16 protein-coding genes are annotated in these 18548 nt (G+C 61.7%); 12 read left to right on the top strand and 4 right to left on the bottom strand.

Annotated features, from left to right (window positions below; all coding sequences use genetic code 11):
* Nucleotides 1–20: 20 nt before the first annotated feature.
* Entirely contained in the window at nt 21–1217 is a 1197-nt protein-coding gene (locus AB3G88_RS21210; RefSeq protein ID WP_480451542.1) for an MFS transporter, read from the bottom strand.
* Nucleotides 1218–1404: 187 nt separating this feature from the next.
* Between AB3G88_RS21210 and AB3G88_RS21205 the strand changes: the two genes are divergently transcribed.
* The 6 genes from AB3G88_RS21205 (at nt 1405) to AB3G88_RS21180 (ending at nt 7519) form a co-directional block, all read left to right on the top strand.
* On the top strand, nt 1405–1884 hold the full coding sequence (locus tag AB3G88_RS21205) for a GNAT family N-acetyltransferase (RefSeq protein ID WP_010208407.1): 480 nt from the start codon (nt 1405–1407) through the stop codon (nt 1882–1884).
* Between the two features lie 159 nt (nt 1885–2043).
* Complete coding sequence (locus AB3G88_RS21200) at nt 2044–2865, top strand: SDR family oxidoreductase (protein ID WP_099587155.1); 822 nt, start codon at nt 2044–2046, stop codon at nt 2863–2865.
* Nucleotides 2866–2900: 35 nt separating this feature from the next.
* Nucleotides 2901–3881, top strand: a complete 981-nt coding sequence (locus tag AB3G88_RS21195) for a substrate-binding domain-containing protein (RefSeq protein ID WP_480451540.1) — start codon at nt 2901–2903, stop codon at nt 3879–3881.
* Nucleotides 3878–5380 carry an L-arabinose ABC transporter ATP-binding protein AraG gene (gene araG, locus AB3G88_RS21190; RefSeq protein WP_099585032.1) on the top strand — a complete coding sequence of 501 codons (1503 nt, stop codon included), beginning with the start codon at nt 3878–3880 and terminating at the stop codon, nt 5378–5380. Before AB3G88_RS21195 ends, araG begins: the two co-directional genes overlap by 4 nt.
* Before the next feature lie 9 nt (nt 5381–5389).
* Nucleotides 5390–6358 (top strand): L-arabinose ABC transporter permease AraH, encoded by a 969-nt coding sequence (gene araH, locus AB3G88_RS21185; protein WP_112194770.1) that lies wholly within the window; start codon nt 5390–5392, stop codon nt 6356–6358.
* 357 nt (nt 6359–6715) lie between these two features.
* Nucleotides 6716–7519 (top strand): IclR family transcriptional regulator, encoded by an 804-nt coding sequence (locus tag AB3G88_RS21180; protein ID WP_099582760.1) that lies wholly within the window; start codon nt 6716–6718, stop codon nt 7517–7519.
* Here AB3G88_RS21180 and AB3G88_RS21175 read toward each other — a convergent pair whose 3' ends face one another.
* Nucleotides 7520–8572: an NAD(P)-dependent alcohol dehydrogenase gene (locus tag AB3G88_RS21175; protein WP_099582759.1), complete on the bottom strand. Its 1053-nt coding sequence runs from the start codon at nt 8570–8572 to the stop codon at nt 7520–7522.
* 182 nt (nt 8573–8754) lie between these two features.
* On the opposite strand from AB3G88_RS21175, the gene AB3G88_RS21170 reads away from it, so the two are divergent.
* Nucleotides 8755–9648: an AraC family transcriptional regulator gene (locus AB3G88_RS21170; RefSeq protein WP_099582758.1), complete on the top strand. Its 894-nt coding sequence runs from the start codon at nt 8755–8757 to the stop codon at nt 9646–9648.
* Here the strand turns inward: AB3G88_RS21170 and AB3G88_RS21165 are convergent.
* Nucleotides 9645–11036 (bottom strand): aminotransferase-like domain-containing protein, encoded by a 1392-nt coding sequence (locus AB3G88_RS21165; RefSeq protein WP_112196489.1) that lies wholly within the window; start codon nt 11034–11036, stop codon nt 9645–9647. The genes AB3G88_RS21170 and AB3G88_RS21165 overlap by 4 nt on opposite strands.
* A 348-nt stretch (nt 11037–11384) precedes the next feature.
* On the opposite strand from AB3G88_RS21165, the gene AB3G88_RS21160 reads away from it, so the two are divergent.
* The 5 genes from AB3G88_RS21160 (at nt 11385) to glyA (ending at nt 16807) form a co-directional block, all read left to right on the top strand.
* Nucleotides 11385–12590 (top strand): benzoate/H(+) symporter BenE family transporter, encoded by a 1206-nt coding sequence (locus AB3G88_RS21160; RefSeq protein WP_158877961.1) that lies wholly within the window; start codon nt 11385–11387, stop codon nt 12588–12590.
* Nucleotides 12587–13759: an NAD(P)/FAD-dependent oxidoreductase gene (locus AB3G88_RS21155; RefSeq protein WP_099582755.1), complete on the top strand. Its 1173-nt coding sequence runs from the start codon at nt 12587–12589 to the stop codon at nt 13757–13759. Before AB3G88_RS21160 ends, AB3G88_RS21155 begins: the two co-directional genes overlap by 4 nt.
* A gap of 30 nt (nt 13760–13789) precedes the next feature.
* The gene (locus AB3G88_RS21150; RefSeq protein ID WP_112196487.1) at nt 13790–14221 is read left to right on the top strand and encodes a Rid family detoxifying hydrolase; all 432 of its coding nucleotides are present in this window, start codon (nt 13790–13792) and stop codon (nt 14219–14221) included.
* A gap of 95 nt (nt 14222–14316) precedes the next feature.
* Entirely contained in the window at nt 14317–15558 is a 1242-nt protein-coding gene (thrC, locus tag AB3G88_RS21145) for a threonine synthase (protein WP_099582753.1), read from the top strand.
* A 10-nt stretch (nt 15559–15568) separates the two neighbouring features.
* Nucleotides 15569–16807 (top strand): serine hydroxymethyltransferase, encoded by a 1239-nt coding sequence (gene glyA, locus AB3G88_RS21140; RefSeq protein ID WP_122306179.1) that lies wholly within the window; start codon nt 15569–15571, stop codon nt 16805–16807.
* Nucleotides 16808–16865: 58 nt separating this feature from the next.
* Here glyA and AB3G88_RS21135 read toward each other — a convergent pair whose 3' ends face one another.
* Nucleotides 16866–18530, bottom strand: a complete 1665-nt coding sequence (locus AB3G88_RS21135) for an electron transfer flavoprotein-ubiquinone oxidoreductase (protein ID WP_099582751.1) — start codon at nt 18528–18530, stop codon at nt 16866–16868.
* Nucleotides 18531–18548 lie beyond the last annotated feature (18 nt).

Below are 18548 nucleotides of genomic sequence, written 5' to 3'. Positions count from 1 at the left end.
CTGGATGGCGACGAACGGTATCAGACTACCTGTAAGATTTTGTGTGACGTTGCCCGACGCCAAATCAGACGCGCCACGCTGATCAACCAATTGCCCAAGGCCACGGCCAGCACGCTGAGCATCAGCGCCGGCAGACCGAAATCGACGATGATCCAGCCCGCCAGCCAGGGAAACCCGAAGACCCCGACAAAATACGCCAGGCTGAACAACAGCAGCGCCTGGGACGTGGTGCCGGTTGGCGCCTCATTGGCCACCAAGCCGTTGATGACCGAATACGTCAGGCCGTATCCGACCCCCAGCGTCACGGCAGCCAACAGGTAACTCGCGTTGCCGCTGACGCCAAAGGCAAACAGCAGAATCGACCCCAGCATCACCCCGGACAGCACGCAGGCGGCCACATAGGCATCACGCTTGACCACATAGCCGGCGATCAACAGGCGGCTGCTGATCGCCGCACTGACAAAACCGGCAAAGAACAGCGAATAATCCAGGCCGTGGGCCGCCGCGCAGCTGGTCTGGAAGGAAGACAACCCACCAAACACGCAACCCCCGAGCCCGACCATGACGATGGCAAACACTGCCCGTGAAGACAGCACGCGACGGCAGGCGCCCCAGGAAATTTTCGACACCGGCGCCGTGGCATGACGCTTGAGTGCCGAGCCCAGCAACCAGAACATCCCCACCCCGACCAGGCTGGCCAATGCGGCAATGTAGAAGGCGCTTGTCAGAGGCAGCCCCAGTGCATTCGCGGCCCGGCCCAGCAGAGGGCCAGAACCGATGCCGCTCATCATGCTGCCCGACAACAGTGCGAAATATTTGGCGCGCTGCCGGGGCTCCACCAACATGGTCACGATGATTGGCCCTAACGTGTAGAACACCCCCCAACCCAAGCCCAGGGACAATCCGAACAGCATCAATCCTTCACCAAACCCCGGCATCAACGCAAAGCCCAGGCACGCCACCACCAGCAACACGCCCATCCCGGCAATGGCCCGCGCCGCGCCCAAGGCATCCGCCAAGTGCCCGGAAAGCAGCACTGCGACGAAGGTGCTGAGCATCGCCGTGGAAATCACACTGCCGGCATCGTGTTCATTGCCACCGCGTGTATGAATCAGCAACGACAACAAAAACGTCGAGCCGTAAGACAGCGACAACAGGAAACTGGCGAGGCAAAACAGGGCGAACAGTTGGGTGCTCACCGGGGACGTGGACTGCATTGGGGCCGCCTGGAGATGGTTGGAGTAGTGGCCACTGTTTATCACGCACCTTGAGCGGGTTTGTTCTGTAGTTGCTGGTGCTTGCATCAGTGCCGGCCGGAGTAACGGCGCGGCGCATGAAAATGCGCTGCAATCCGTCATCAAAGCGCCTTAGTATGTCGGCTTTGAAATTGCCCAAGGCGTGCCCATGACCATCGAGATTCGCCCCGCCGTGCCCAGCGATGCTGCGCAGATCCTGACGTTCATCACCGAACTCGCCGAGTACGAGAAAGCCCGGCATGAAGTGATCGCCAGCGTGGTGGATATCGAGCGTAGCCTGTTCAGCGAGGGCGCCACCGCCCATGGCCTGATTTGCCTGCGCGATGGCCTGCCGATTGGTTTTGCGGTGTTCTTCTTCAGCTATTCCACCTGGCTGGGCAGCAACTGCCTGTACCTGGAAGACCTTTACATCAACCCCGAGCAACGCGGTGGCGGGGCGGGCAAGAAGCTGCTGCGCCACTTGGCCAAGATCGCGTTTGATAACGGCTGCGGGCGCTTTGAGTGGAGCGTGCTGGACTGGAACGAGCCGGCGATTGCTTTCTACAAATCCATCGGCGCCCAGCCACAGGAAGAGTGGGTGCGCTATCGCATGGAAGGTGACGCATTGCGCGATTTTGCCCTAGGCTGAGGGGCATCCCGTCTCAAAAAAACCGGCTAATCCAAGGCCGGTTTTTTTATGGGTTAGCTCACAATATGGGATGCAAATTTATATATTGAGATGTTTCAAGATCTGGGTTTATAGTCGGCGGCATCAGCACTCACTACCAAAAATAAAACAGGTGAAGCGATGCAGGCACAACCATTGTCACTCCCCGCCGTGCCCGAGCCCACTTACGGCGAGCGGCTCAAAGGCAAGGTGGTGATCATCACCGGCGCCGCCCAAGGCATTGGCGAGGCAATCGTCGCGTGCTTTCAGGCCCAGCAGGCGCGCTTGGTCATCGCCGATATCCAGGGCGAAAAAGTCGAGAAGGTGGCCGCCCATTGGCGCGAACGCGGCGCTGAAATTGTCGCGCAAGCCGTCGACATCACTTCAAAAGAGCAATGGCAGGCTCTGGTCAATGTGGCCATCGAGCGCTTCGGCCGCGTGGATGTGTTGGTCAACTGCGCGGGCGTCAATGTGTTCCGTGACCCCCTGGAAATGACCGACGAAGACTGGCGCCGCTGCTTCGCCATCGACCTCGACGGCGCCTGGTTTGGCTGTCGCACGGTGCTGCCGCACATGATCGAGCAGGGTATCGGCAATATCATCAACATCGCCTCCACCCATTCCAGCCACATTATTCCCGGTTGTTTCCCGTACCCGGTGGCCAAACATGGCCTGCTGGGCCTTACCCGCGCCCTCGGCATCGAGTACGCGCCCAAAGGCATTCGCGTCAATGCCATCGCGCCGGGCTACATCGAAACCCAACTCAACGTCGACTACTGGAACGGTTTCCCCGACCCTCATGCCGAGCGCCAGCGTGCCTTTGACCTGCACCCGCCCAAACGCATCGGCCAGCCGGTCGAGGTGGCGATGACGGCGTTGTTCCTGGCCACCGACGAGGCGCCCTTTATCAATGCCACCTGCCTGATGATCGATGGCGGGCGGTCTGTGATGTATCACGACTAGAACTTGTAACGCTCAATAACAACAAGAGGTGGTCCATGTTCAAGAAAGCAGTTGGCACTCTGGCACTCGCCCTGGCATTCAGCGGGGTGGTATCGGCCGAAGAAGTAAAGATCGGCTTCCTGGTCAAACAAGCCGAAGAACCCTGGTTCCAGACCGAATGGGCCTTCGCCGAAAAAGCCGGTAAGGACCACGGTTTTACCGTGATCAAGATTGCCGTGCCCGATGGCGAAAAAACCCTCTCTGCCATCGACAGCCTGGCCGCCAACGGCGCCAAGGGCTTTGTGATCTGCCCGCCGGACGTGTCGCTCGGCCCGGCCATCGTGGCCAAGGCCAAGCTCAATGGCTTGAAAGTCATGGCCGTGGATGACCGCTTTGTCGACGCCAAGGGCAATTTCATGGAGGACGTGCCGTACCTGGGCATGGCCGCGTTTGAAGTCGGCCAGAAACAGGGCGCCGCCATGGCCGCCGAAGCGAAAAAACGCGGTTGGGATTGGAAAGACACCTACGCGGTGATCAACACCTTCAATGAACTCGACACCGGCAAAAAACGCACCGACGGCTCGATCAAATCCCTCGAAGAAGCTGGCATCCCGAAAGACCATATCCTCACCGCCGCGCTGAAAACCCTCGACGTGCCCGGCAGCATGGACGCCACCAACTCGGCGCTGGTCAAGCTGCCCAGCGGCGCGAAAAACCTGATCATCGGCGGCATGAACGACAACACCGTGCTCGGCGGCGTGCGCGCCACGGAAAGCGCCGGCTTCAAGGCGGCCAACGTGATCGGCATCGGCATCAATGGCACCGACGCCATCGGCGAACTGAAAAAGGCCGACAGCGGCTTCTTCGGCTCGATGCTGCCAAGCCCGCATATCGAGGGCTACAACACCGCGCTGGCGATGTACGAGTGGGTGACCACCGGCAAGGAACCCGCCAAGTACACCGCGATGGATGAAGTGACCCTGATCACCCGCGCCAACTTCCAGGAAGAACTGACCAAGATCGGGCTGTGGAAATGAGTACGGCGGCCCTGCGGTTCGAGGGGATCGGCAAGACCTTTCCCGGGGTCAAGGCGCTGGACGGCATCAGCTTCAGCGCCCAGCCGGGGCAGGTGCACGCGTTGATGGGCGAGAACGGCGCGGGTAAGTCGACGCTGCTGAAAATTCTCGGCGGCGCTTACATCCCAAGCACCGGCACCGTGCAAATCGGCGAGCAGACCATGGCGTTCAAATGCGCGGCGGACAGCATCGCCAGCGGTGTCGCGGTGATCCATCAGGAGCTGCACCTGGTGCCGGAAATGAGCGTCGCCGAGAACCTGTTCCTCGGCCATCTGCCGTCGCGCTTCGGCGTGGTCAATCGGGGCCTGCTGCGCAAGCAGGCCCTGGCTTGCCTCAAGGGGCTGGCGGATGAGATCGATCCTGAAGAAAAGCTCGGGCGGCTGTCCCTGGGCCAACGCCAACTGGTGGAAATCGCCAAGGCGTTGTCCCGTGGCGCCCATGTGATTGCCTTCGACGAACCCACCAGCAGCCTGTCGGCGCGGGAGATCGACCGCTTGATGGCGATCATCACGCGCCTGCGCGATGAGGGCAAAGTGGTGCTCTACGTGTCGCACCGCATGGAAGAAGTGTTCCGCATTTGCAACGCGGTGACGGTGTTCAAGGACGGCCGTTACGTGCGCACCTTTGACGACATGAGCGCGTTGACTCACGACCAGTTGGTGACCTGCATGGTCGGCCGCGACATTCAGGACATCTACGACTACCGCCCGCGTGAGCAGGGCGAGGTGGCGCTCAAGGTCGATGGTTTGCTCGGCCCCGGCCTGCGTGAACCGATCAGTTTTGACGTGCGCAAAGGCGAGATTCTCGGCCTGTTCGGCTTGGTCGGGGCAGGGCGCACGGAGCTGTTCCGCTTGCTCAGCGGCCTGGAACGCAGCAGCGCTGGCAGCCTGCAATTGTGCGGTGAAAACCTGCAACTGCGCTCCCCGCGCGACGCCATCGCCGCCGGTGTTCTGCTGTGTCCCGAGGACCGCAAGAAGGAGGGCATCATTCCGCTTTCCAGTGTCGCCGAGAACATCAACATCAGCGCCCGTGGCGCCCATTCCTCGTTTGGCTGGTTGCTGCGCGAGACCTGGGAAAAGGGCAACGCCGACCAGCAAATCAAGGCGATGAAGGTCAAAACCCCGGATGCGCAACAGAAAATCATGTACCTGTCCGGCGGCAATCAGCAGAAGGCCATTCTGGGCCGCTGGCTGTCGATGCCGATGAAGGTCCTGCTGCTGGATGAACCGACGCGGGGCATCGACATCGGCGCCAAGTCGGAGATTTACCAGATCATCCACAACCTCGCGGCCAGCGGCATTGCGGTGATTGTGGTGTCCAGCGATTTGATGGAAGTGATGGGGATTTCCGATCGCATCCTGGTGCTGTGCGAAGGCGCTCTGCGCGGTGAGCAAACCCGTGAACACGCCACCGAATCCAACCTGCTGCAGCTGGCCCTGCCGCGCCGCGTGACGAACTGAGAGACGACCATGACCACTCAAAACAACGCGTTGCCAACCGCACGCAAACCCCTCGATATGCGCGCACTGCTCGACAACTGGGCGATGCTGTTGGCGGCGGTGGGCATCTTTGTGCTGTGCGCCTTGCTGATCGACAACTTCCTCTCGCCGCTGAACATGCGCGGCCTGGGCCTGGCGATTTCCACCGTCGGCATCGCCGCCTGCACCATGCTGTTCTGCCTGGCGTCGGGTCACTTTGACTTGTCGGTGGGCTCGGTAATTGCGTGCGCCGGTGTGGTCGCAGCTATCGTCATGCGCGACACCGAGAGCGTCATGCTCGGCATCGGCGCCGCATTGCTGATGGGCCTGATCGTCGGGCTGATCAACGGCATCGTCATCGCCAAGCTGCGGGTCAACGCGCTGATCACCACCTTGGCGACCATGCAGATCGTGCGCGGCCTGGCCTACATCTTTGCCGACGGCAAGGCGGTCGGCGTGTCCCAGGAGCAGTTCTTCGTGTTCGGCAACGGCCAGTTGTTCGGCGTGCCGGTGCCGATCCTGATCACCATCGTGTGCTTCGTGTTTTTCGGTTGGCTGCTCAACTACACCACCTACGGGCGCAACACCATGGCCATCGGCGGCAACCCGGAAGCAGCGCTATTGGCCGGGGTGAACGTTGACCGCACCAAGATCCTGATCTTCGCCGTACACGGCTTGATCGGCGCACTGGCCGGGGTGATCCTCGCCTCGCGCATGACCTCGGGCCAGCCCATGATCGGCCAGGGTTTTGAACTGACGGTGATCTCGGCATGCGTACTGGGCGGGGTGTCGTTGAGCGGCGGGATCGGCATGATCCGGCATGTGATTGCGGGGGTGCTGATTTTGGCGATCATCGAAAACGCGATGAACCTGAAGAACATCGACACGTTTTACCAGTACGTAATTCGCGGCTCGATCCTGCTGCTGGCCGTCGTCATCGACCGCATGAAACAACGCTGATTTGAATCATATGAAGGCCAAATGTGGGAGGGGGCTTGCCCCCGATGAGGGTGCGTATCTACACAACTCTCACCGGTTTATACAAAACTCTGTGGTGAGCGGGCTTGTCCCGCGCTGGGCTGCGAAGCAGCCCCAAAACCTTCACCTCGATTGGTTCTGGCACTCTGCTGTGACCTTATTGGGGCCGCTTCGCAGCCCAGCGCGGGACAAGCCCGCTCACCACAGTGTTATGTGTAAGCCTTTGAGAGTTGTGTAGATACCCATGGCTATCGGGGGCAAGCCCCCTCCCACATTTGGATCTCCACTGCATTGAGGTTTTTGCCATAATGCCCGCGCTTTTTTACTTATAGGCCTGATATGCAACAACCTCCCGACAGCCCGAGCAAAGACACCGCCCCCACCGGCACCCAGACCCTGCTGCGTGGCCTTGGCGTGGTGCAGGCAGTGGCGGCCGGAGCACGGGATCTGAAAGAGATCGCCAAGCGCATCGGCACCACCCGCAGCACCACCCATCGCCTGGCCAGTTGCCTGGTGGACGAGCGTTATCTGCGCGTGGTGCCGCAAGTCGGTTACCTGCTGGGGCCGAAGTTGATCGAGCTGGGGTTCCAGGCCCGTGAAGAGCTGCCGTTGGTGAGCCTGGCGGTGCCGTACCTGGACGAGCTGTCGGCACTGACCGGCGACACCATCCACCTGGCGATTCGCGAATACGACGACGTGCTGTACCTGCACAAGAACCCTGGCCGTAACGGCCCGGAAATGCGCTCGCGGGTCGGCCATCGCATGCCGCTGGCGCGCACGGGCGTGGGCAAAGCGATGCTGCTGGATGACACGGTGCAAGAGTGGCAACGCTTGTACGAAACCAGCCTGCCGGCGGGCGGAAAAAACCTGCAGTGGCCGCAGCACCCGGAACAATCCTGGGCACAGTTCGAGCAGCGCATGCATGAATACGTGGTGGGCGGGTATGCGTTCGATCTGGAAGACAACGAACCGTCGATCCGTTGCGTCGCGGCACCGGTGCGCGATGCCAGCCGGCGAATCGTCGCCGGCATCAGCATCGCCAGTACCGTGCCCTACATGCCGCTGGAGAAAATGGCCGAGCTGATCCCTGTGATCAAACAGGTCGCAGCGCGGCTGTCAGCGGAGTTGGGCGCGAAGGCCTGATCAGGCCTTCAGGGTCGCCATGTCGATGACAAAACGGTACTTCACATCACCGGCGATCATGCGGGCGTAGGCCTCGTTGATCTGGCGGATGTCGAGCATTTCGATGTCGCAGGTGATGCCATGCTCGGCGCAGAAATCCAGGACTTCCTGGGTTTCGGCAATGCCACCGATCAGCGAGCCGGCCAGTACCTTACGGCCGAGCACCAGTTTGGCGGCGTTCACCGGCGGGTCTACCGGCTCGATCAAACCGACCAGGATGTGCACGCCATCAAAGCGCAGCACGTCGAGGTAGGGGTTGAGGTCGTGCTGTACCGGGATGGTGTCCAGCAGGAAATCGAAGTGCCCGGCAGCGGCTTTCATCTGCTCGGCGTCGGTGGACACGATCACATGATCGGCGCCCTGGCGACGGCCTTCTTCAGCTTTGCTCGCCGAGCGGGTGAACAGCGTGACTTCCGCGCCCATGGCCTTGGCGAACTTGATGCCCATGTGACCCAGGCCACCCATGCCCAGAATCCCGACTTTATCGCCGGCTTTTACGCCGTAGTGCTTGAGCGGCGAGTAAGTGGTGATGCCGGCGCACAGAATCGGCGCGGCGCTGGCCAGGTCGAGCTTGGCCGGGATCTTCACCACAAAGTGCTCGCTGACCACGATGCTGTCCGAATAGCCGCCCATGGTGTTGCTGCCGTCCACGCGGTCCGGGGTGGCGTAGGTCATGGTCGGGCCTTCGAGGCAGTACTGCTCCAGGTCCGATTGGCACGCTTCACAGTGACGGCACGAATCGACCATGCAGCCCACGCCGACCAGGTCGCCGACTTTATGCGCGGTGACGCTGGCGCCGACGGCAGTGACCTTGCCGACAATCTCGTGGCCCGGCATCAGTGGGTACACGGCAATGCCCCATTCGTTGCGTGCCTGGTGGATGTCGGAGTGGCAGACGCCGCAGTACATAATCTCGATCGCCACGTCATCGGCGCGCGGGCTGCGGCGTTCAAACGACATGGGGGCGAGGGGAGTGGTGGCCGACTGGGCGGCATAACCGATGGCGGTGTACATGATGAAACCTCGCAAAAAGCAGTGACAAGTGAGGCGGGCCATTCTCCCCATCGACCCTCGGGGCAGCCATGGCGATTGCTCCGAGTCTCATGCCTATTCGTCCGGGAGTGCCCCTTGTTTGGATTTATGTGTCGCCAGACCTGCGATGATGTTCACATCCCTTTTTCGCGAAGTTTTTTGCCATGTTGTTGACCCGCCATCTCGACGCCAACGCCACGCTGGTTTCCCTGATTGAGGGGCTTACGCCCTGTGACGGTTTTTCCCCGACCCACCTGCCCGGTGTGAAGGTGCTGCGCGCCAGTTGTGACGTGGCGCGTGGGCCGCAGATCTATGAGCCAAGCCTGATGTTCGTGGCCCAGGGCAGCAAACTCGCGTACCTGGGGCCGCGGACCCTGGAGTATGGCGCCGGGCATTACCTGATCCAGGCGATGCCGGTGCCGTTTGAGTGCGAGACATTCGCCATGGCGCCTGGCGCGCCGCTGTTGGGGGTGTCGGTGGGGATCGACCGTGTGGTGCTGGGGGAATTGGTGATGGCCATGGGTATGCAGGCCGGGCCGCCGCCGACCGCGCAAACCCTGGAGTCGATGAGTTCGGTGATACTCGATGACGCCATGCGCGGTTGCGTCGAGCGGCTGTTGCAGTGCCTGCACGATCCGCTGGAAAGCCGGATCATGGGCCCGGCGCGGGTGCGCGAGTTGTTGTTCACCGCGCTGCGCGGGCCGCAGGCGGATGTGCTGCGTGCGCTGGTGGAGCAGCAGGGGCAGTTCTCGCGGATCGCCACTTCACTGAATCACCTGCATGCCCATTTCGCCGAACCGCTGAATATCGAGACGTTGGCCGGGTATGCGCACATGAGTGCGTCGACCTTCCACGAGCACTTCAAACGCTGCACCTTGCTGTCGCCGGTGCAGTACCTCAAGCGCCTGCGCCTGCTCAAGGCCCAGCAATTGCTGCTGGTCGAAGGCATGGGCGTGGCCCAGGCAGCGCACAATGTGGGCTATCAGAGCACGTCGCAGTTCAGCCGCGAGTACAAGCGCTACTTCGAGCGCAATCCGGGCGAAGAGCGCGCAGCCTAGTAGTAACGTCGCGGGTCGGAATCGATCAGGCTGGCCAATTTGGTCAGGGCGAAACGCAACTCGTCCTGGCTGGTGGGCGACATCAGTACCAGCCGCACACTGCGCGTCACCCCGGAACGTTCGGCCTGGAACTGTGTGCCACTGAGCACCAGCACCCCATTGGCCCGCGCCAGCATGGTGAATTCGTCAGCGGTCCAGGGCTCGGGCAGCGTCAGCCACACATGGTAGGAATACGGCTGGGTCTTGAGTTCGTAATTGGCGAAGATCTCCTGGGCAATCGCCTGGCGTCCGGCGGCTTCGTTGCGCTGGATGCGGATCAGTTTCTTGTCCAGGCCTTCGGTGACGACATTGCTGGCCAGTTGCGCCGTCAGTGGCGATGGCATCCACACACTGCTGCGGACCATCGAGGTCAGGCGTGACAGCAGTTTTGGCGGGCTGTACAGGTAGCCGATACGCAGCGCCGGCATCACCGACTTCGACAGGCTGGTGAGGTACACCGAGCGGTCCGGGGCAAACGCCGACAGCGGTTTGATGGACGGATCGGTGGCGAGAAAACCATAGATGTCGTCGTCGAGGATGATGAAGTCGAACTCTTCGGCCAGCGCCGCGATTTGCGCCCGGCGCTTTTGCGACATGATCGCCGCCGTCGGGTTCTGGCAGGTTGCCACGCACACCAGCATCGCGGGTTTTTCGCGCTGGCACAGCTCGCGCAATGCTTCGGGAATGATGCCTTCGTCATCCATCGGCACGCCCCGCAGGCGGCGCTCCAGGCCATGGGCCAGGGAGATGATGCCGGGGTAGCAAAGTGCTTCGCAGAGCACCAGGTCGCCAGCGTTGGTCAGGGCGCTCATTGCCACCATCAAACCGTGCTGGGCGCCGGCGGTGATGATCACCTGCTGCCACTGCGCGTCGGGCAATGAATGCCGCAACCACTGTGCGCCCGCCTCGCGATGCGCCGGATGGCCGCCATCCGGGGCGTAGTCCAGGGCACGGGCGAAATCGGTGCTCTTGGCCATGCCCACCAGCGCGTCGCGCAGCCAGTATTCCAGGGTTTCGCTGTAGGGCTTGATGATCGACAGGTCGAGCAGTTCGGACTGCCCCAGGTTCAACGGCATCGACGCGCTGTTACTCGCCGGTAACTCCAGCTGCTTCTGATTGAGCACATACGTCCCGCGCCCCACTTCACCCTGCACCAGGCGACGGCGCTGGGCTTCGCTGTACGCGCGGCTGATGGTGCCCGGCGTGACATTCAGGGTCGTGGCCAGCTCCCGCAGGGTCGGCAGGCGATCGCCTTCGTTCAATACACCGTTGCCGATATCGCGTGCCAACGCATCGGCAATCGACAAATACATCGGCTGGCCGAATTCGCTTAGCTGGGGAACCCACATGAATGATCACTGCCCATCGTAGAAATGATGAATATCCGAGCATATCACAGGGAGGTTAGGCAACTAATAAATCGACACAATCGATAAATTGAGTCGATTGATGCCGTGATTGAATCGATGTTGATCGCCAGGTTCAGATATTTTTTGGTTTTTTAATCGCCTTATAAATCAATCTATTAACTGCTTAATCGCGGGAAAACCGGCGTCAACGGCAAAAAAACATCTCGTAACAACCTTGTCGCCTATTGAATCAACTCAATTCCTTCAAATACACTCATCTCGAATCGAAGCAATCGACTCAATCTCCCCACGTTCACCGCCGGCACCGCCGCGCCAAGTCGAGACATCATGGACACACTCAGAAAGGATCTATCCCTGTCAGCCGTCATCGCGGGCTTTATTGCCGTGATCATTTCCTATGCCGGCCCGTTGATCATCGTGTTCCAGGCGGCCAAGGAAGCGCACCTGCCCAATGACGTGGTGTCTTCGTGGATCTGGGCGATCTCCATCGGCAGCGGCATCACCGGCCTGTTTCTCAGCTGGCGCCTGCGGGTTCCGGTGATTACCGCGTGGTCCACACCCGGTGCGGCATTGCTGGTGTCGATGCTGCCGACGGTCACGCTGCCACAAGCCATCGGCGCGTATGTGGTCGCCTCGGTGATCATTGCCGTGGTGGGCTTGTCCGGCGCCTTCGACAAGTTGATGAGTCGTCTGCCCAAGGCCATCGCCGCCGCCATGCTTGCGGGCATCCTGTTCCGCTTCGGCGCCGAGCTGTTCACCTCGATCAAGCTGCAACCCGCGTTGGTGCTGGCGATGATTGCGGCGTACCTGATCTTCAAACGTCTATCGCCGCGCTACGCGATTCTGTCGGTGCTGATTGTCGGCTGCGCCGTCGCCGCGTCGTTTGGTGAATTGAACAGCGGTGCAATCACCATTGCCGTGGCGCACCCGGTGTTTATCGCGCCAGAGTGGAGCTGGCACGCCATTATCAACATCGGCCTGCCGTTGGCGCTGGTGACGCTGACCGGGCAGTACGTGCCAGGCATGGCCGTGTTGCGCACCTCGGGCTACAACACCCCGGCGCGCTCGATCATTTCGGTGACAGCCATTGGTTCGGTGCTGATGGCGCCGTTCGGCTCCCACGGCTTCAACCTGGCCGCGATCACCGCCGCCATCTGCACCGGCCGTGAAGCCCACGAAGATCGCGACAAGCGCTACATCGCCGGGATCGCCTGCGGGGTGTTCTACATCCTCATGGGCACCTTCGGCGCAACCCTGGCCTCGGTGTTTTCCGCCTTGCCTAAAGAGCTGATTGCGTCCCTCGCCGGGCTGGCACTGTTCGGTGCTATCAGCGCCGGGCTGACCGGCGCGATGGCCGATGAGAAGCAACGGGAAGCCGCGTTGATCACCTTCCTGGTCACCGCCTCGGGCATGAGTTTCCTCGGCCTGGCTGCTGCGTTCTGGGGCTTGATCTTCGGTCTCGTCGCGCACTTCGTGCTGACCTACAGCCGCGAAAGCAAGGCCGTCGCGATGGCGCAGGGCAGCCGACCATGACCGCACGTTACGATTTCATTGTGGTGGGCGGCGGCATCGCTGGCGTTTCTGCGGCGTATGAGCTGGCGGCCCACGGCAGCGTTTGCCTGCTGGAGCAGGAGCAGCAACTGGCCTATCACACCACCGGCCGCTCGGCGGCGATCTCGATGGAAAGCTACGGCAACCAGCAGATCCGCTCGCTGACCTGCGCTTCCCGAGGCTTTTTCGAGAACCCGCCCGAAGGCCTGGCCGAACACCCGTTGTGGTCGCCACGGGGTGCGTTGATCGTGGCGCAAGCGGCGCGAGTGGACAAACTGGCCGCCCGGTTTACCGCCGTACTCGGGCAAGTGCCCACGGCGAGATTCCTCGACGACAAACAGGTGCTCGAACTGGTGCCCTACCTGGCGGAAGGCGCCTGGAGCGCCGGCATCTATGAGCCCAGCGCGTTCGATTTGGATGTGCACGGCATTCATGGCGCCTACCTCGGCGGCCTGCGGGCTCGCGGCGGTGTGGTCAAGCGCGAAGCCGAAGTGCTGCGCGGCGAACACCGCAACGGTCACTGGACCTTGCACACCGCGCACGGCCAACGGCTGGAGGCGGCGATCGTGGTCAACGCGGCCGGGGCCTGGGCTGATGAGTTCGCCCAGCGTTGCGGCGTGCCCAAGGTCGGTGTGCGGCCGCTGCGCCGCACGGTGCTGGCGGTGGACCCACAGTGCGACGTGCACCACACGCCGTACCTGGGCACCGTGGACGAAGACATTTTCATCAAGCCGGAAGCCGGGCGCCTGATCGTCTCGCCCTGCGATGAAAACCCGTCGTTGCCCTGTGATGCGCTGCCCGACGAGCTGGACCTGGCGATCACCATGGACCGTCTGCAAAGCACCACGCGCCTGCGGCCACGCTCGATCATCAACAAGTGGGCGGGCCTGCGCACTTTTGTCGCCGACCGCTCCCCGGTGCTCGGCCAGGACCCGCAGCACGAGAGCTTTATCTGGCTCGCTGCCCTCGGTGGCTATGGCATTCAAGCCGCGCCGGCCATCGCCCGGTTGTGCAGCCACGCGGCACTGGGGGTCGCCATGCCGGCGGACCTGGCGGCGCTGCAACTCAACTACCAGCATTTCTCCCCGGCGCGTTGCCGCGACGAGGCGTTTTCCAGCCTGGCCGTCAAACAGGTTGCTGATTTGCACTAACCCTTCACCCACTTCACAAGGAACGTCACCATGCAGACCAACGCTCAACTCCAGTCCGTCGCCAAGCCTTTCCTGGGCGAAGAAAACGTGATCTTCACCGACAAGGCGCCGCTGCCCCTGGGCACGTATTCCCAAGGGATCAAGGTCAGTCACGGGCAAACCATCTACCTGTCGGCACAGACCCCGGTCTCGGCGCTGAACAACGAGGTACTGGCCCATGACTTCGAAGGCCAATTGCGTCAGACCCTGGACAATCTGCAACAAATGGCCGAAGCCGCAGGCGGTACCCTGGCGAACGTGGTCAAGGTCACCGCATTCATCACGGACTTGAGCGAGTTCCCGACCCTCAACCGAGTGATGGAGGAGTACTTCACCCAGCCATACCCGGCGCGCACCACCGCCGGTGCCAGCGCCCTGGCGCGCAATACCCTGGTCGCCATCGACGCCATCATGGTGGTCTGAAGCCCACTCTCCGCGTGCAGTGCCCGTCGGTCCGCAGCAATGGGCCGACGTCGGCAGCAAAAGCACCCGCACCGCGTATTTTCAGGGGCTTGGCCATGAAGCATTCGTACAGCGAATATGTGTTGCAGTGCCTGGTCTGCGATCGCAGCTACCAGCCGCATGAGGTCAGTTACTACTGCCCCCATTGCAAAACCGAAGGTGCCCTCGATGCGCTTTACGATTACTCGACGCTCAAGCGCGAATGGTCCAAGGACAGCCTGGCCCAAGACCACGCCCGTGGCATGTGGCGCTATGACCGGCTGATGCCGTTGCGTTCGACGCAGTTCATTCCGCCGCTACTGGTGGGGAACACGCCGCTTTATTCGCGCCCGGAACTGCTCGGCAGGGGCGCGCAGATCAAGGTCTTTATCAAGGATGAATCCCGCCAACCCACCGGCTCGCTGAAAGACCGCGCCAGCGCCCTGGCGGTGGCCCATGCCTTGCAGTCCGGCGCGCGCACCGTGGCGGTGGCCAGTACCGGCAACGCCGCCTCGGCCCTGGCCGGGATGAGTGCGAGCCTGGGCCTGCATAACGTGATTTACCTGCCAAAAAGTGCACCCCGCGAAAAGCTCGCGCAGATGCAGGGCTATGGCGCCGAGATTGTGTTGGTGGACGGCCAATACGACGAAGCCTTCGACCAATGCCTCGACGCCTGCGAAACCCACGGCTGGTACAACCGCACCACCGGGATCAACTCCTACATGAGCGAAGGCAAGAAAACCGTCGCCTTCGAGATGTGCGAGCAACTCAATTGGCAGGTGCCGGACCTGGTGTTCGTGCCGGTCGGCAATGGCTGCATTCTCGGTTCGGTCTACAAGGGGTTCTACGACCTGCTGCAACTGGGCTGGATCGAGCGCATCCCGCGCTTGATCGGCGTGCAGGCCGAGCACAGCAACTTTATGTACCGGGCCTGGCGCAGTGAGCGGCCGATGCAGCAGATAGAACGCATTGCGCCGACAAGCCTGGCCAGCAGCATCAATGTGGCCTTGCCGCGTGATCGTCTCAAAGCCATGCGCGCCGTCACGGCCAGCGGCGGCGAGTTCATGTGCGTCAGCGACCCGAGCATTGTCGCGGCGGCGTCCCGCTTGGCCGCCAGCACCGGTGTGTTTCCCGAAGCCGGCGCCGCCAGTGCCTTCGCCGGGCTGCTCAAGTACGCCGAAGCCCACCCTGATACCCCGCAGACCGCCGTGATCCTGATCACCGGCAGCGGTTTGAAAGACACCTCGATTTTTCTCTCCAACTCGACCAGGGGCCAGACACGCTTGCAATCCCAGCCCCTGGCCGACCTGCTGACCTAGGAACCTCATCATGAGCCTGCAAAATTTCGACCCCGCCGTTGCCCGCCTGATCGACCGTGAACGCAATCGCCAGGAAACCCACCTGGAGCTGATCGCTTCAGAAAACTATGTGAGCGACGAAGTGCTCCAGGCCCAGGGCTCGGTGCTCACCAACAAGTACGCCGAGGGCTATCCGGGCAAGCGCTATTACGGCGGTTGCAAGGTGGTCGACGAGATTGAAAACCTGGCCATCGAACGCGCCCGCAAGCTGTTCAATTGCGAATACGTCAACGTTCAGCCGCATTCCGGGTCGCAGGCCAACCAGGCGGTGTTCCTTGCAGTGCTGGAGCCTGGAGACACCATTCTGGGGATGTCCCTGGCCCACGGCGGTCACTTGACTCATGGCGCCTCGGTGAATTTTTCGGGCAAGTTCTACCAGGCGTTTTCCTACGGCCTGGACCCGGACACCGAGACCCTGGACTACGCCGAAATGGAAGCCCTGGCCCGGCAACACAAACCGAAGATGATCATCGCCGGGGCCTCCGCCTATTCACGCACCCTCGATTTCCAGCGCTTTCGCAAGATTTGCGATGAAGTTGGCGCCTACCTGATGGTGGACATGGCGCACTACGCAGGCTTGATCGCGGCGGGGCTGTACCCATCGCCGGTGGGGATTGCCGACTTCATCACCTCGACCACCCACAAAACCCTGCGCGGCCCGCGGGGTGGGCTGATCCTGGCCAAGGCGCAATACGCGGCGCTGCTCGATAAGACCATCTTCCCGGTCTATCAGGGCGGGCCGCTGATGCATGTCATCGCGGCCAAGGCCGTGGCGTTCAACGAGGCGCTGAGCGAGGGGTTCAAGCATTACCAGCAACGGGTGATCGACAACGCCCGCACCATGGCCGATATCCTCACTCGCCGTGGTTTGCGCGTGGTCTCCGGGGGTACCGATTGCCACATGTTCCTGCTCGACTTGCGTGCGATGGACATCACCGGCAAGGATGCCGAGGCGTTGCTGGAGAGTGCGCACATCACACTGAACAAGAATGCGATCCCCAACGACCCACAAAAACCGGCGATCACCAGCGGCATCCGTATCGGCACCCCGGCGCTGACGACGCGGGGTTTTGGGGAGGCTGAGTGTGCGGAAGTCGCGAATTTGATCGCCGACCTGTTGGAGCAACCGAACAACCCGACGCTGCTTGAGAATACCCGGCGCCGGGTGATGCACCTGTGTGAATGCTTTCCGGTTTACCTGCTGAGCTGACGCAAACAAAAAAGCCAACGCGCTGGGGCGTTGGCTTTTTGTGTTTCTGGCAACCGTCTTACATGTTCGGGTAAGTCGGCCCACCTGCGCCTTCCGGCGTGACCCAGGTGATGTTCTGCGAAGGGTCCTTGATGTCACAGGTCTTGCAGTGCACGCAGTTCTGGGCGTTGATCTGGAAGCGTTTCTCGCCGTCTTCCTTGGTGATCACTTCATACACACCGGCCGGGCAGTAGCGCTGCGCCGGTTCATCGTAGAGCGGCAGGTTGGTGCCGATCGGGATGCTCGGGTCCTTGAGCTTCAAGTGGCACGGCTGCTCTTCTTCGTGGTTGGTACCGGAGATGAACACCGAGCTCAGCTTGTCGAAGCTCAGCTTGCCGTCGGGTTTTGGGTAGTCGATCTTCGTGCTGTCCTTGGCCAGCTTGAGGCAGGCGTAGTCCGGCTTGGTGTCGTGCAGGGTGAACGGCATTTTGCCGCCGAGGATGTTCTGGTCGAACCAGTTGAAGCCGGCGCCGATGATCGGGCCGAACTTGTGCATCGCCGGGCCGAAGTTACGGGTGGCGAACAGTTCTTCGTAGAGCCAGCTGGCTTTGAAACCGTCGACGTAGTTGGTCAGTTCGTCACCGCCTTCGGACTCGGCGAACAGGCGCTCGGCCACGGCGTCGGCGGCGAGCATGCCGGACTTCATGGCGGTGTGGCTGCCTTTGATCTTGGCCACGTTCATGGTGCCCAGGTCGCAGCCGATCAGCGCGCCGCCCTTGAAGACCATTTTCGGCAACGAGTTGATGCCGCCCTTGGCCAGCGCACGTGCGCCGTAGCTGATGCGCTTGCCGCCTTCCAGGTACTGGGCCAGCACCGGGTGATGCTTGAGGCGCTGGAACTCATCGAACGGCGACAGGAAGGTGTTGCTGTAGGACAGGTCGACGATCAGGCCCACGACCACCTGGTTGTTTTCCAGGTGATAAAGGAAGGAGCCGCCGGTGTTCTCGTTGCTCATGATGTCCAGCGGCCAACCGGCGGTGTGGACCACCAGGCCTGGCTGGTGCTTGGCCGGGTCGATTTCCCAGATTTCCTTGAGGCCGATGCCGTAGTGCTGGGCGTCGGCGTCGCTGTCCAGGTTGAAGCGCTGGATCAGTTGCTTGCCGATATGGCCACGGCAGCCTTCGGCGAACAGCGTGTACTTGCCACGCAGTTCCATACCGGGGGTGTAGACGCCTTCTTTGGGATTGCCTTCGCGGTCGACGCCGAGGTCACCGGTGATGATCCCGCGCACCACGCCGTTCTCGTCGAACAGCGCTTCCTGGGCGGCGAAGCCTGGGTAGACTTCCACGCCCAGGTTCTCGGCCTGCTGGGCGAGCCAGCGGCACAGGTTGCCGAGGGAGATGATGTAGTTGCCTTCGTTGTGCATGGTCTTGGGCACAAAGAAGTCAGGGACCTTGGTGGAGGCTTCGGGGCTGCGCAGTACATAGATGTCGTCGCGCACCACAGGAGTGTTGAGCGGGGCGCCGAGTGCTTTCCAGTCCGGGAACAGTTCGTTCAGGGCGCGCGGTTCAAACACGGCACCGGAGAGGATGTGTGCGCCGACTTCGGAGCCTTTCTCGACCACGCAGACGCTGATTTCCTTACCGGCTTCGGCGGCCTTCTGCTTCAGTCGGCAGGCGGCGGACAGGCCAGCCGGGCCAGCGCCGACGATGACCACGTCGAATTCCATGTATTCGCGTTCCACAGGCTATCTCCTACTCAA

The sequence above is a fragment of the Pseudomonas arvensis genome (assembly GCF_056688935.1).
This window is presented reverse-complemented; position numbering and strand designations above follow the sequence as displayed.

Coding starts and splice junctions, on each gene's coding strand:
- AB3G88_RS21210 (WP_480451542.1), bottom strand. CDS start 1,217: ATGCAGTCCACGTCCCCGGTGAGCACCCAACTGTTCGCCCTGTTTTGC.
- AB3G88_RS21205 (WP_010208407.1), top strand. CDS start 1,405: ATGACCATCGAGATTCGCCCCGCCGTGCCCAGCGATGCTGCGCAGATC.
- AB3G88_RS21200 (WP_099587155.1), top strand. CDS start 2,044: ATGCAGGCACAACCATTGTCACTCCCCGCCGTGCCCGAGCCCACTTAC.
- AB3G88_RS21195 (WP_480451540.1), top strand. CDS start 2,901: ATGTTCAAGAAAGCAGTTGGCACTCTGGCACTCGCCCTGGCATTCAGC.
- araG (WP_099585032.1), top strand. CDS start 3,878: ATGAGTACGGCGGCCCTGCGGTTCGAGGGGATCGGCAAGACCTTTCCC.
- araH (WP_112194770.1), top strand. CDS start 5,390: ATGACCACTCAAAACAACGCGTTGCCAACCGCACGCAAACCCCTCGAT.
- AB3G88_RS21180 (WP_099582760.1), top strand. CDS start 6,716: ATGCAACAACCTCCCGACAGCCCGAGCAAAGACACCGCCCCCACCGGC.
- AB3G88_RS21175 (WP_099582759.1), bottom strand. CDS start 8,572: ATGTACACCGCCATCGGTTATGCCGCCCAGTCGGCCACCACTCCCCTC.
- AB3G88_RS21170 (WP_099582758.1), top strand. CDS start 8,755: ATGTTGTTGACCCGCCATCTCGACGCCAACGCCACGCTGGTTTCCCTG.
- AB3G88_RS21165 (WP_112196489.1), bottom strand. CDS start 11,036: ATGTGGGTTCCCCAGCTAAGCGAATTCGGCCAGCCGATGTATTTGTCG.
- AB3G88_RS21160 (WP_158877961.1), top strand. CDS start 11,385: ATGGACACACTCAGAAAGGATCTATCCCTGTCAGCCGTCATCGCGGGC.
- AB3G88_RS21155 (WP_099582755.1), top strand. CDS start 12,587: ATGACCGCACGTTACGATTTCATTGTGGTGGGCGGCGGCATCGCTGGC.
- AB3G88_RS21150 (WP_112196487.1), top strand. CDS start 13,790: ATGCAGACCAACGCTCAACTCCAGTCCGTCGCCAAGCCTTTCCTGGGC.
- thrC (WP_099582753.1), top strand. CDS start 14,317: ATGAAGCATTCGTACAGCGAATATGTGTTGCAGTGCCTGGTCTGCGAT.
- glyA (WP_122306179.1), top strand. CDS start 15,569: ATGAGCCTGCAAAATTTCGACCCCGCCGTTGCCCGCCTGATCGACCGT.